The organism is Pseudomonas sp. 25 R 14 (genome assembly GCF_900004755.1).
Taxonomy (GTDB): domain Bacteria; phylum Pseudomonadota; class Gammaproteobacteria; order Pseudomonadales; family Pseudomonadaceae; genus Aquipseudomonas; species Aquipseudomonas brenneri.
Genome location: NZ_CVTS01000010.1, coordinates 42139 through 56015, shown reverse-complemented (window position 1 = coordinate 56015; position 13877 = coordinate 42139). Strand labels below are relative to the sequence as shown.

Genomic DNA, 13877 nt, shown 5'->3' with positions numbered 1-13877 from the left:
AGCTGGCTTGCATTTCATATAAAAAAACCGGTGCTCCTAAGAGCGCCGGTTTTTTATTGCCGCTGAATCAATCAGGCATCCAGCTCGGCCCAACGCTCAACCAGCACTTCCAACTCCTGGTTCAACTTCTCCAGGGACTCGATGACCTTGGCCGTTTCCGCCGCAGGACGCAGGTAGAAACCCGCGTCAGCCATTTCGGCTTCCACAGCAGCGATCTGCTGCTCCTTGGCGTCGATATCACCCGGCAAGGCTTCCAGCTCACGCTGCAGCTTGTAGCTGAGCTTTTTCTTGGCCGCCGGCGCAGCGTCCTGAACAGGCTCAGCAGCGGCAGGTGCAACCACCGCAGAATTCAAGTCGGCCTTGCCGGACTTGCTCTCGGTCACGCCCAGCAGGCGCGGCGAGCCGCCCTGGCGCAGCCAGTCCTGATAACCACCGACGTATTCGCGCACCTTGCCTTCACCTTCGAAGACCAGGGTGCTGGTGACCACGTTGTCGAGAAATGCCCGGTCGTGACTGACCATCAGCACGGTGCCGTTGAAGGTCAGCAGGACCTCTTCCAGCAGTTCGAGGGTTTCCACGTCGAGGTCGTTGGTCGGCTCATCGAGCACCAGCAGGTTGGCAGGTTTGCTGAACAGCTTGGCCAGCAGCAGGCGCGCACGCTCACCGCCAGACAAGGCCTTGACCGGTGTGCGGGCACGTTGCGGGCTGAACAGGAAGTCGCCCAGGTAGCTCAGCACGTGGCGGCTCTGGCCGTCGATATCGATAAAGTCGCGGCCTTCGGCGACGTTGTCGATCACGGTCTTTTCCAGGTCCAACTGGTGGCGCAACTGGTCGAAGTAGGCCACATCGATGCGCGTCCCCTCTTCCACGGTGCCGCTGGTCGGTTGCAGACCGCTGAGCATCAGCTTGAGCAAAGTGGTCTTGCCGGTACCGTTGGCGCCCAGCAGACCGATACGGTCGCCGCGCTGCAGGACCATGGAGAAGTCCTTGATCAGGAACGGGCCATCCGGGTGATGGAAGCTGACGTTCTCCAGGACCATGACCTGCTTGCCCGACTTGTCGGCGGTATCGAGCTGGATATTGGCCTTGCCGGTGCGTTCGCGACGTTCGCTACGCTCGACACGCAAGGCTTTCAGGGCACGTACGCGGCCTTCGTTACGGGTGCGGCGCGCCTTGATGCCCTGGCGGATCCAGACTTCTTCCTGGGCCAGTTTCTTGTCGAACAGCGCGTTGGCGGTTTCTTCAGCGGACAGCGCGGCTTCCTTGTGCACCAGGAAGCTGGCGTAGTCGCCGTTCCAGTCGATCAGGCCGCCGCGATCCAGTTCGAGGATGCGCGTAGCAAGGTTCTGCAGGAAAGAACGGTCGTGCGTGATAAACAGCACGGCGCCCTGGAAGTCCTTGAGGGCTTCCTCCAGCCAGGCAATCGCGCCGATATCCAGGTGGTTGGTCGGTTCGTCGAGCAACAGCAGGTCCGGTTCGGACACCAGGGCCTGGGCCAGCAGCACACGGCGACGCCAGCCGCCGGACAGTTCGGCAAGGGTCTTGTCGGCCGGCAGTTGCAGGCGGCTCAAGGTGCTGTCGACCAGTTGCTGCAAGCGCCAGCCATCACGGGCTTCAAGGTCTTGCTGGACGTGCATCAGCTTGTCCAGGTCTTCCTCGGTGACGCAGTTCTGCGCCAGATGATGGTATTGGGCAAGCAATTCGCCTACGCCGTCGAGGCCTTCGGCAACCACGTCGAACACGGTCCGTTCGTCGGCCACCGGCAATTCTTGCGGCAACTCGCCGATCTTCAGGCCCGGGGCACGCCACACGGAGCCGTCATCGGGCTTCTGGTCGCCCTTGACCAGCTTCATCATGCTGGACTTGCCGGTGCCGTTGCGGCCGATGATGCACACCCGCTCACCACGGGCGATCTGCCAGGACACCTTGTCCAACAACGGCATAGCGCCGAAAGCAAGGGACACATCGCTGAATTTGAGCAGGGTCATACGCTTCTCCAAAAACTGGGCGCGCATTCTACCTGAGTTGGGGGTGAAGCGGCCGGCATTTTCATGCCCGACACGTTCTGTAGGACATTTCTTGAGAACTTCAGCGAAGCGACCTGCAAAGCTTTCACCGGCTGCGGGCAAAAGGCTAAGCTAGGGGCAATCAGTGTCGGCGGCGCCGGCACTAGTCCTGATTTCTTTGCACGGACGTCTCATGCGCAGTCGCCTTTTCAGCTTTTTATCTTGCCTGCTTCTTTCCTCCACCGCCGTCCAGACTGCCCAGGCAGTGGACCTGACCACCCAACGCCAATATTACGATCAAGCCAAGCGGGCCCTGGCCAAGGGCGACACCGGCCCGTACATGCAATACAGCCAGGCCCTGGCCGATTACCCGTTGACGCCTTACCTGGCCTACGACGAACTGACCGCGCGCCTCAAATCCGCGAGCAACCAGGAAATCGAACAGTTCCTGGCCAAGCATGGCGACCTGCCCCAGGCCAACTGGATGAAGCTGCGCTGGTTGCGCTGGCTCGCCGAGCGTGGCGACTGGAAGACCTTTGAAAAGTACTACGACGCCAAGCTCAACTTCACCGAGCTGGACTGCCTGCACGGCCAATACCAGTTGGGCAACAACCTCAAGGCCGAAGGCTACAAGACCGCCGAAGCCCTGTGGATGACCGGCAAATCCCAACCGGCTGCCTGTGATGCCACCTTTGGCCAATGGGCCGCCGCCGGCCAATTGACCGAGCAGAAAATCTGGGACCGCGCCAAACTCGCCGCCGAAGCCCGCAACTATCCGCTGGCCAACAGCCTGGTGAAAACCTTGCCCACCCTGGGCGCCCAGGGCCGCCTGATGGTGGACGTGGCGCAAAAGCCCGCCATGCTCAGTGACCCCTCGCGCTTCCTGCCTGCCACTGAAGCCATGTCCGACGCCGTCGGCCTGGGCCTGCGCCGCCTGGCGCGCCAGGACCCGGAACAAGCCATGGCCCTGCTGGATGGTTATGCCAGCAGCATGCACTTCTCACGTGACGAAAAAGTGTCCATCGCCCGGGAAATCGGCCTGACCCTGGCGCGACGCTATGACCCCCGCGCCCTGGACGTGATGAGCAAGTACGACCCGGAGCTGCGTGACAACACCGTCTCCGAATGGCGCCTGCGCCTGCTGCTGCGCCTGGCCCGCTGGGAAGATGCCTACCAGTTGACCCGCAAGCTGCCTCAGGACCTGGCCACTACCAACCGCTGGCGCTACTGGCAGGCCCGCGCCCTGGAACTGGCCGAGCCGAAGAACCCGCAAGCGCTGGTGCTGTACAAAGGCCTGGCAAAGGAGCGGGATTTTTATGGCTTCCTCGCGGCGGATCGCTCCCAGGCCCCCTATCAGTTGAACAACCAGCCTCTGGTCATGAGCCAGGCCCTGATCAACAAGGTGCGCAACACCCCGGGTGTGCGCCGCGCCCTGGAGTTTTATGCCCGTGGCCAGATCGTCGACGGCCGCCGCGAGTGGTATCACGTCAGCCGCCACTTCAACCGTGACGAAATGGTCGCCCAGGCCAAGCTCGCCTACGACATGAAATGGTACTTCCCGGCGATCCGCACCATCAGCCAGGCCAAGTACTGGGACGACCTGGATATCCGCTTCCCCATGGCCCACCGCGACACCCTGGTACGTGAAGCCAAGGTCCGTGGCCTGCATTCGAGCTGGGTGTTTGCCATCACTCGCCAGGAAAGCGCCTTCATGGATGACGCCCGTTCCGGCGTTGGCGCCAGCGGCCTGATGCAACTGATGCCCGCCACCGCCAAGGAAACCGCGCGAAAATTCAGCATCCCACTGGCGTCACCGCAGCAGGTGCTGGACCCGGACAAGAACATCCAACTCGGCGCCGCCTACCTGAGCCAGGTGCACAGCCAGTTCAACGGCAACCGCGTGCTCGCGTCTGCCGCCTACAACGCCGGCCCAGGGCGCGTACGCCAATGGCTGCGCGGCGCCGATCACCTGAGTTTCGACGTGTGGGTGGAAAGCATCCCGTTCGACGAAACCCGCCAGTATGTGCAGAACGTGCTGTCTTATTCGGTGATCTACGGGCAGAAGCTCAACTCGCCACAACCGCTGGTGGATTGGCACGAGCGCTATTTTGATGATCAGTAACAACAGCCGAAAGCGGCAAGCTTGAAGCAGCAAGTGCCCGCGTTGTGAAACGCGGGCATTTTTTATAGGGCGTCGTGATTGTCGTTGAATTGCAGGGCTGCCAGGCGCGCATACAGCGGATTAGTGGCGATCAGTTGCTGATGCGTGCCCACCGCCACTAATTTCCCCTGATCCATCACCGCAATCCGGTCGGCGTTTTTCACTGTGGCCAGACGGTGGGCGATCACCAGAGTGGTACGCCCCTCCATCAGTTGCGGCAGTGCCTGCTGGATCAGATGCTCGCTCTGGGCGTCGAGGGCGCTGGTGGCTTCGTCCAGCAGCAGGATCGGCGCATCGACCAGCAAGGCCCGGGCGATGGCCAGGCGCTGGCGCTGCCCACCGGAAAGGCCCATGCCGCCATCCCCCAGATGTGTCTGGTAGCCCTGGGGCATTTGCAGGATGAAATCATGGGCGTGGGCGATGCGCGCCGCTTCTTCGACCTGGGCAGGTGTGGCCTTGGGGTTGCCGTAGCGGATGTTTTCTTCAACGCTGCCAAAAAACAGCGCCGGGCTCTGGGATACCAGGGCAAAACAGCGGCGCAGGTCCAACGGGTCCAATGCGCTCAGAGGCCGGCCTTCCAGCAGCACTTGCCCCTGTTGCGGGTCGTAGAAACGCAGCAATAGATCAAAAATCGTTGATTTACCGGCACCGGACGGCCCAACCAAAGCCAGGGTTTCACCGGCATTGATGCTCAGGCTCAGCCCATCGATGGCGTAGCGATCGGGACGCGACGGGTAGGAAAAATGCAGGTTTTGTAGCTCCAGGTGACCACTGACCCGTTCTGGCAGCTTGACCGCACCATCGGGCGGGGCCTGGATTTCATTGCGCGACTGCAATAACTCGGCGATCCGCTCCGCCGCCCCGGCCGCGCGCTGCAACTCGCCGATCACTTCGCTCAAGGTGCCAAAGGCGCTGCCCACGATCAGGCTATAGAACACGAACGCCGCCAGCTCGCCACCGGAGATGCGCCCGGCGATCACATCCATGCCGCCCACCCACAGCATCACGCCTACCGCACCCAGCACCAACATGATCACCAGGGTGATCAACCAGGCGCGCTGGACGATGCGTTTGCGCGCCGTGGCGAACGCCTCCTCAACGGTCACGGCGAAGCGCTGCTCATCCTGCACCTGATGGTTGTAGGCCTGCACCGTCTTGATCTGGCCCAGGGTTTCAGACACGTAGCTGCCGACGTCGGCAATCCGGTCCTGGCTCAGGCGTGACAGGCTGCGCACGCGGCGGCCGAAAATCAGGATCGGCGCCAGCACCAGCGGCAACGCCACCACCACGATGCTGGTGAGTTTTGGATTGGTGACAAACAGCAACACAATCCCACCGATAACCATCAATGCGTTGCGCAGGAACAGCGACAGGGATGAACCGATCACCGATTGCAGCAAGGTGGTGTCGGCGGTCAAGCGTGACTGGATTTCCGAGCTGCGATTGTTTTCATAAAACCCTGGATGCAGGTAGATCAGATGGTTGAACACCAGCCTGCGAATGTCCGCCACCACACGCTCACCGATCCACGACACCAGGTAAAAACGAGTAAAGGTGCCCACCGCCAGGCCCAGCACCAGGATCATGAACAGGCCGATGGACTGGTTGAGCAGGTGCGGCGATTGGGTCATGAAACCCTGATCCACCAGCAGGCGAATGCCCTGGCCCATGGACAAGGTAATCCCTGCAGTGACAATCAGTGCGAGCAAGGCACCGGTGGCCTGCCAGCGATACGGGGCGATAAAGCGCATGGCCAGGCGGATGGCGCGGCGTTGACGGGCTGAAAGCATGGAGAGCATCACCTGAGGAAGACACCCTCAAGCCTACACCGCAATCGGATTGAACTTGGGTAAATCACAATGAGTCAGGTTAATTATGCCCGGCAAGACTAGGTCCTAGAGGCTATCGGTCTAAAGTCCGGCTGGAAATCCGCGGCGATTTCTGCTGGACTGGGCATTCGATCCACCGACGGGCTCTGGAGTTGTAACAGCTCGGTCACGCGGGGGAATTAGAGTAGGTACACAACCTGATGAGGAGACAGGCCATGTCCTTGCAAACCAGCAGCACTGACAAAGTTGAAGTAATCCGCCAGCCACAGCAGTTGCCCTGCTCGTACATCGATGCCCAGGGTCGCGAAGTGCAGATTACCGAAGAGATGATCCAGGGCGCGTGCGCCGAACTGGAGCAGAAACTGGTCAAGCCTGCCCAGCAAGGCTGATACGCCCCAGCTCTTTCAGACCCGGCCCAAGTGGCCGGGTTTTTTATGCCTTTCCTGTAGGAGCGAGCTAGCTCGCGAAAAACGTTAACGATAACGTGAAAAACCTGACACCCAGCGTGGCTCTCAGGTTTTTCGTCGGAACGCCGCCCGGAGACAAGCACGCTCCTACAGGATGTTCTGTGCTTCCAGTGCGGCGACGATGCCCGACAACACTGGCGACCCACCGTTGATCCGCACTTTCAAACCATCGATCTCGCGGCGCTCCGGGTAGTGTTTGCGCAGCAGGTCGAATGCCTTGCGCTGTTCTTCCACTGTTCCTACCAGGCTACGGCGAAAGTCCGCATCGTCGCGGCGCGGGTCGTAGACGCTGCGACACAGCGTCGCCAGGGCCCAGGCCGGATCAGTGCTGGCATTGAGGGTAACCTCGGCCAGCCAGGGTTCAGGCAGCAGGTCACTCAACGAAATAGTCGCCGGCTGACCAAGGTGCGCGCACAGCGCCTGGTAGATCTGCGCGGTGCCGCGCTGCTTGCCGTCCAGGCTGTAGCCGGCGATATGTGGGGTTGCCAGCACGCACAGCTCGGCCAATTCGACATCCACTTGCGGCTCGCCTTCCCACACGTCCAGCACCGCCTGCAGGTCTTCGCGCTCCAGCAACACCTCGCGCAGCGCCGCGTTATCCACCACAGGGCCACGGCTGGCGTTGATCAGCCAGGTGCCCGGCTTGAGCTGCTCAAGACGCTGGCGATCCAGTAAATGCCAGGTCGAGCCACTGCCGGACTTTTTCAGCGGGGTGTGCAGGCTGATCACATCACACTGTTCGATGATCTGTTCCAGGCTGACGTAATCACCGTCTTCGGCGACCTGGCGTGGCGGATCACAGACCAGCACGTTCCAGCCCAGGCCCTTGAGTACCTTGACCAGCCTCCCACCCACCTCACCGGCACCGACGATGCCATAGGTGCGCCGGGTCAGGTCCGCCCCTTCGATTTCGGCCAGGGTCAGCAGGCTGCCCAGCACATAGTCCACCACCCCCCGGGCGTTACAGCCCGGCGCGCTGGACCATTGGATACCGGCCTTGTGAAAGTAGTCGAGGTCCAAATGATCGGTACCGATGGTGCAGGTGCCGACAAAACGCACCGGTGTGCCTTCCAGCAGCGCACGGTTGACGTTGGTCACCGAACGCACCAGCAACACATCGGCCTGTTCAATGGCGGCGCGGTCGATGGCACGCCCTGGCACCCGGCGGATCTCGCCAAACCCTTCGAAGAACGCATCGAGCAGCGGGATATTTTCGTCGGCAACAATCAGCATGGCAGGCTCCTTTGGCGGATCCGCAGTGTACAGGCACCAGCCCGTGGAACGTTTACAAATCCGCTACACAGGTATTTTCCTGACTCATCCGTCAAGGCGTAGAATGCGCCGTCCTGCGCTCCCCCTTATCGGACATCTGCACGTGAACACTGCCACCCTACCCCTCTCCGGCCCTGCCCGCGTTCGCCGGGAAGTCCATAGCCTGCTGGCGCTGGCCCTGCCGATCATGATCGGGCAACTGGCAACCACCGCCATGGGCTTTGTCGATGCGGTGATGGCCGGGCGCGTCAGTTCGCGGGACCTGGCGGCGGTAGCCCTGGGCAACTCCATCTGGATCCCGGTGTATCTGTTGATGACTGGCACCTTGCTGGCCACCACCCCCAAAGTCGCCCAGCGCTTTGGCGCCGGCAGCCACACCGAGATCGGCCCGCTGGTGCGCCAGGCGTTGTGGCTGGCGCTGGTGGTGGGGTGTACCGCGTCAGTGCTGCTGATCAGCGCCGAACCGATCCTGCATGCGATGAATGTCGACCCCGAACTGATCACACCCTGCATGGGCTACCTGCATGGCATTGCCGCGGGCATGCCGGCAGTGGCGCTGTATTACGTGCTGCGCTGTTTCAGTGACGGCCTGGGCCGCACACGTCCAAGCATGATCCTCGGACTGGCCGGGCTTGCGTTGAATATCCCGCTGAACTACGTGTTCATCTATGGCCATTTCGGTGTGCCGGCCATGGGCGGCGTGGGCTGCGGCTGGGCCACCGGGATTGTGATGTGGGCAATGATGCTGGGCTTCGCCGGCTGGACCCGCTGGGCACCTGTCTATCAGGCCAGCGAGCTGTTCAAGCGCTTCGACTGGCCACAGTGGGCGGTGATCAAGCGCATCCTGGGCATTGGCCTGCCGATCGGCATTGCGATTTTTGCCGAGTCGAGCATCTTTGCGGTAATCGCCCTACTGATCGGCAGCCTGGGCGCGACCGTGGTGGCCGGGCACCAGATCGCCCTGAACTTCAGCTCGCTGGTGTTCATGATCCCCTACTCCCTGAGCATGGCGGTGACCGTGCGCGTCGGCCAGGCCCTGGGCCGTGGCGAGCCCCGCGAAGCGCGCTTTGCCGCAGGCGTGGGGATGGGCACCGCACTGGCCTATGCCTGCGTATCGTGCAGCCTGATGCTGTTGTTCCGCGAGCAGATCGCCACGATCTACACCGCCGACCCGCTGGTGGTCCAGGTGGCGGCGATGCTGATTGTGTTTGCAGCGCTGTTCCAGTTTTCCGATGCGATCCAGGTCACGGCGGCAGGCGCCTTGCGCGGCTATCAGGACACCCGGGTGACGATGATCCTGACCCTGTTCGCCTATTGGGGCGTGGGCCTGCCGGTCGGTTACTTGCTGGGGCTGACCGACTGGCTGGGCCAGGCCAACGGCCCGAGCGGCTTGTGGCAGGGGCTGATCGTTGGCCTCAGTTGCGCGGCGGCCATGCTGGTGGTGCGCCTGGCACGTAGTGCGCGCAAGCGTATTCGCCAGGTTTAAGCGCGACTGCCCGCTGTAGGAGCGAGCTTGTCTCCGGGCGGCGTTCCGACGAGAAATCTGAGAGCGACGCGGGGTGTCAGTTTTTTCGCGTTATCTTTAACGTTTTTCGTCGGAACGCCGCCCGGAGACAAGCTCGCTCCTACAATAGGCACCTGCCTCAAGTGGACTTCTTGCGGATCCAGTACAGGTAAGTACCCGCCTCTTCGCGCTGCTCCACCAGTTCATGGTCCAGGAACACACAGAACTTGGGGATATCGCGGCGGGTCGAGGGATCAGTCGCGATGACCTTGAGCAGGCCGCCGGGCGCCAGGTCGCGGATGTGCTGGTGCAGCATCATCACCGGTTCCGGGCAGTTGAGGCCGGTGGCGTCGAGGGTGCCGTCGACGGCAGGGTCAAAAATGTCACTCATCGTTCACTCCTAAACAGCCGGTTCCTACAAGGTTGCGCTTACCGGGCCTTGGGTTTCTTTACGTCCAGACGGCGCAAGTGGCAGGTGACTTCCTCGCGGTCGTGGTACAGCTGCTTGCAACCGATCTCCACCCGAATGCCCCGCGCCTTGAAGCCTTCTTCGATACGCTCCAGCAGGCGCTTCACTTCGGCGTAACGCTGCTTCATCGGCAACTTGAGGTTGACCACCGCTTCGCGGCAATGCCCTTCGCCGATCCAGGTTTCCAGCAGGGCCGCGTTGCGCGCCGGTTTCTCGACGATATCGCAGACCATCCAGTCCACCGGCTGCTTGGGGGTGAAGGTAAAACCATCGGCCATCAAGTGTTGCACCAGACCGGTATCCATCAGGCTTTCGGCCATCGGCCCGTTATCGATGGCGGTGACCAGCATGCCACGGTTGACCAGTTGCCAGGTCCAGCCGCCTGGCGCTGCGCCGAGGTCTACGCCGGTCATGTCACCGTGCAGGCGCTCGTCCCACTGGTCCCGGGGGATAAAGTGGTGCCAGGCCTCTTCCAGCTTCAAGGTCGAGCGGCTGGGTGCGTCGCGAGGGAACTTCAGGCGGGGGATGCCCATCGGCCACATGGCCGAGTTGTTTGACTCGGCCAGCCCCATGAACACTTCGCGGCCGCTCTTGAAAGTCAGCAGCAGGCGCGGCTTGCTTGCATCTTCCACCAGTTTGCCGGCGCCCAGCAGGGCCTTGCGCAGGTGCACTTCGAATTTCTTGCAGAAGTTCGACAGTTCCTTGCCGTCATTGGTATCGACCATCTCCAGCCACAGGCTGCCGCACACCGGGAAGTCCCGCAGGTGCGCGAGAATGACGCTGATGCGGTCGGTTTCCGGCAAATCGATGAAAACCCCACGCGCCCACTGCCTCGGGAAGATCAGCTCGGCAAAGCGTTGGCCGCGCATCAGGCGCTGGGCGCCGTCTTCCTCGGTGCAGACAAATTCGGCGCAGGCGCTGCCGGTCTTGGCCTTGGCATAGCCCGAAACGTTCAGGCGCGCGGCGTGTTCCGCGATCTCGGAACAGACTTCGCCTTCAAAACCCGGGCGGCAGTGCATAAAAAGGGTGTTCATCAACTCTCCTGGCAACTGGCTTGCTCTATCGCAATGCCTGTCATGAAAACGCGCGCATGATAACTGACTTCGGAACCTTGGACTTGTCCATAGAGTCCAGTTATTAGCCAGCTACTGAAAACAAGGCTAGGTTAGAAGCTCTGTTCGTCCCGTCAGGTCCGTAGCCGTGCGGACCATAAGGAGTCATGTAATGTCATCCGTTGATAGCCTGAGAACCCTTAAGACCCTGCAAATCGACAGCCAGACCTACCACTACTTCAGCCTGCCCGAAGCCGCCAAGAGCCTGGGTGACCTGGATAAACTGCCGATGTCCCTCAAGGTGCTGCTGGAAAACCTGCTGCGCTGGGAGGATGAAAAAACCGTGACCGGCGCCGATCTCAAGGCGCTTGCCGCCTGGCTCAAGGAGCGCCGCTCCGACCGCGAGATCCAGTACCGCCCGGCCCGGGTGCTGATGCAGGACTTTACCGGCGTGCCCGCCGTGGTCGACCTGGCCGCCATGCGCGCCGCCGTGGCCAAGGCCGGTGGCGACCCGCAGCGCATCAACCCGCTGTCGCCGGTGGACCTGGTGATTGACCACTCGGTGATGGTCGACAAGTTCGGCAATGCCGACGCCTTCGAGCAAAACGTCGATATCGAAATGCAGCGCAACGGTGAACGCTATGCGTTCCTGCGCTGGGGCCAGAGCGCCTTTGATAATTTCAGCGTGGTCCCGCCGGGTACGGGCATCTGTCACCAGGTCAACCTGGAATACCTGGGCCGCACGGTGTGGACCAAGGACGAAGACGGCCGTACCTATGCCTTCCCCGACACCCTGGTGGGCACCGACTCCCACACCACCATGATCAACGGCCTCGGCGTTTTGGGCTGGGGCGTGGGCGGTATCGAGGCGGAGGCGGCGATGCTCGGCCAGCCGGTGTCGATGCTGATCCCGGAAGTGATCGGCTTCAAGCTCACCGGCAAATTGAAAGAAGGCATCACCGCCACCGACCTAGTGCTGACCGTCACGCAGATGCTGCGTAAAAAAGGCGTGGTGGGCAAATTCGTCGAGTTCTATGGCGACGGCCTCGCCGACCTGCCCCTGGCCGACCGCGCCACGATTGCCAACATGGCACCGGAATATGGCGCCACTTGTGGCTTTTTCCCGGTAGATGAAGTGACCCTGGACTACTTGCGCCTGTCCGGCCGGCCTGACGCCACGGTCAAGCTGGTCGAGGCCTATACCAAGGCCCAGGGCCTGTGGCGCAAGGCCGGTGAAGAACCAGTGTTCACCGACAGCCTGGCCCTGGACATGGGCAGCGTCGAAGCCAGCCTGGCCGGGCCGAAACGCCCGCAGGACCGGGTCTCGCTGCCCAACGTGAGCCAGGCATTCACTGACTTTCTCGACTTGCAGTTCAAGCCGGCCAATAAAGAAGTCGGTCGCCTGGAAAGCGAAGGCGGCGGCGGTGTCGCGGTGGGCAATGCCGACCTGGTAGGCGAAGCCGACTACGACTTCGAAGGCCAGACCTATCGCCTGAAAAACGGCGCGGTGGTGATCGCCGCGATTACCTCCTGCACCAACACCTCCAACCCGAGTGTGATGATGGCCGCCGGCCTGGTCGCGAAAAAAGCCGTGGAAAAGGGCCTGACCCGCAAGCCTTGGGTAAAAAGCTCCCTGGCCCCGGGCTCCAAGGTGGTCACCGACTACTACAACGCCGCCGGCCTGACGCCGTACCTCGATCAACTGGGCTTCGATCTGGTCGGCTACGGCTGCACCACCTGCATCGGTAACTCCGGGCCACTGCCGGAACCGATCGAAAAAGCCATCCAGAAAGCCGACCTGACCGTGGCGTCAGTGCTGTCCGGCAACCGTAACTTCGAAGGCCGCGTGCATCCGCTGGTGAAAACCAACTGGCTGGCCTCGCCGCCGCTGGTGGTGGCCTATGCGCTGGCCGGAACCGTGCGGATCGACATCAGCAGCGAGCCCCTGGGCACCGGCAAGGATGGCCAGCCTGTGTACCTGCGCGATATCTGGCCCAGCAGCCAGGAGATCGCCGACGCCGTGGCGCAAGTCAGCACCGGTATGTTCCACAAGGAATACGCCGAGGTGTTTGCCGGCGACGAGCAGTGGCAAGCCATTGAAGTGCCACAGGCTGCGACTTATGTGTGGCAAAAGGACTCCACCTATATCCAGCACCCGCCCTTCTTCGATGACATCGCCGGCCCCTTGCCGGTGATCAAGGATGTGCAAGGCGCCAATATCCTGGCCCTGCTCGGCGACTCGGTGACCACTGACCACATCTCCCCGGCCGGCAATATCAAGGCCGACAGCCCGGCCGGCCACTACCTGCGCGAACAGGGCGTGGAACCCCGGGACTTCAACTCCTACGGTTCACGGCGCGGCAACCATGAAGTGATGATGCGCGGCACCTTTGCCAACATCCGTATCCGCAACGAAATGCTCGGCGGCGAAGAAGGTGGCAACACCCTCTACATCCCGACAGGCGAGAAAATGCCGATCTACGACGCCGCCATGCAATACCAGGCGTCCGGCACGCCGCTGGTGGTGATCGCCGGCCAGGAATACGGCACCGGCTCCAGCCGTGACTGGGCTGCCAAGGGCACCAACCTGCTGGGGGTCAAGGCGGTGATTGCCGAGAGCTTCGAGCGGATCCACCGCTCCAACCTGGTGGGCATGGGCGTGCTGCCGCTGCAGTTCAAGCTGGACCAGAACCGCAAGGCGCTGAAGCTGACCGGCAAGGAGAAGATCGACATCCTGGGCCTGACCGATACCGAGATCGAGCCACGCATGAACCTGACGCTGGTGATCACTCGCGAAGATGGCCGCAGCGAGAAGGTCGAGGTGCTGTGCCGGATCGACACCCTCAATGAAGTGGAATACTTCAAGGCGGGTGGGATCCTGCATTACGTGCTGCGCCAGTTGATTGCTTCGTAACGCGTCAAGCCAGACAAAACACCGCCTTCGGGCGGTGTTTTCATTTTAGCGTTCAGTCACCGCCGCTATAATGCGCACCTATTTCCCTGTAGGAGCGAGCTTGCTCGCGAAGGTCGCCAACGAAAACGCGGGCAGCCTGGACGCGCGAGGTGCCTTGAGGTTTTTCGCGAGCAAGCTCGCTCCTACATCGACCTGTGTAAGGA

Annotated in this window: 9 protein-coding genes; 4 read left to right on the top strand and 5 right to left on the bottom strand. The window is 61.9% G+C overall.

What is annotated here, in order from left to right; translation table 11 throughout:
- Positions 1-71: 71 nt before the first annotated feature.
- Complete coding sequence (locus BFQ03_RS01560; protein WP_065942391.1) at positions 72-1988, bottom strand: ATP-binding cassette domain-containing protein; 1917 nt, start codon at positions 1986-1988, stop codon at positions 72-74.
- 211 nt (positions 1989-2199) lie between these two features.
- Here BFQ03_RS01560 and BFQ03_RS01555 point away from each other — a divergent pair, with 211 nt between their 5' ends.
- Entirely contained in the window at positions 2200-4128 is a 1929-nt protein-coding gene (locus BFQ03_RS01555; RefSeq protein ID WP_032863320.1) for a transglycosylase SLT domain-containing protein, read from the top strand.
- A gap of 62 nt (positions 4129-4190) precedes the next feature.
- On the opposite strand, the gene BFQ03_RS01550 is transcribed toward BFQ03_RS01555, so the two are convergent.
- On the bottom strand, positions 4191-5966 hold the full coding sequence (locus BFQ03_RS01550) for an ABC transporter transmembrane domain-containing protein (protein WP_162237660.1): 1776 nt from the start codon (positions 5964-5966) through the stop codon (positions 4191-4193).
- A 245-nt stretch (positions 5967-6211) separates the two neighbouring features.
- On the opposite strand from BFQ03_RS01550, the gene BFQ03_RS30150 reads away from it, so the two are divergent.
- Positions 6212-6385 carry a PA1571 family protein gene (locus BFQ03_RS30150; protein ID WP_032863322.1) on the top strand — a complete coding sequence of 58 codons (174 nt, stop codon included), beginning with the start codon at positions 6212-6214 and terminating at the stop codon, positions 6383-6385.
- 165 nt (positions 6386-6550) lie between these two features.
- Here BFQ03_RS30150 and pdxB read toward each other — a convergent pair whose 3' ends face one another.
- Positions 6551-7696 carry a 4-phosphoerythronate dehydrogenase PdxB gene (gene pdxB, locus BFQ03_RS01545; protein ID WP_032863323.1) on the bottom strand — a complete coding sequence of 382 codons (1146 nt, stop codon included), beginning with the start codon at positions 7694-7696 and terminating at the stop codon, positions 6551-6553.
- Positions 7697-7838: 142 nt separating this feature from the next.
- Between pdxB and BFQ03_RS01540 the strand changes: the two genes are divergently transcribed.
- On the top strand, positions 7839-9221 hold the full coding sequence (locus BFQ03_RS01540) for an MATE family efflux transporter (RefSeq protein ID WP_065942363.1): 1383 nt from the start codon (positions 7839-7841) through the stop codon (positions 9219-9221).
- A gap of 157 nt (positions 9222-9378) precedes the next feature.
- Here BFQ03_RS01540 and tusA read toward each other — a convergent pair whose 3' ends face one another.
- Entirely contained in the window at positions 9379-9630 is a 252-nt protein-coding gene (gene tusA / locus BFQ03_RS01535; protein WP_032863325.1) for a sulfurtransferase TusA, read from the bottom strand.
- Positions 9631-9668: 38 nt separating this feature from the next.
- A complete protein-coding gene (rlmM, locus tag BFQ03_RS01530) occupies positions 9669-10742 on the bottom strand; it encodes a 23S rRNA (cytidine(2498)-2'-O)-methyltransferase RlmM (RefSeq protein WP_032863326.1) in 1074 nt (357 codons plus the stop codon).
- Positions 10743-10932: 190 nt separating this feature from the next.
- On the opposite strand from rlmM, the gene acnA reads away from it, so the two are divergent.
- Positions 10933-13674, top strand: coding sequence for an aconitate hydratase AcnA (gene acnA, locus BFQ03_RS01525; protein ID WP_065942362.1), 2742 nt, complete (start codon positions 10933-10935; stop codon positions 13672-13674).
- Positions 13675-13877 lie beyond the last annotated feature (203 nt).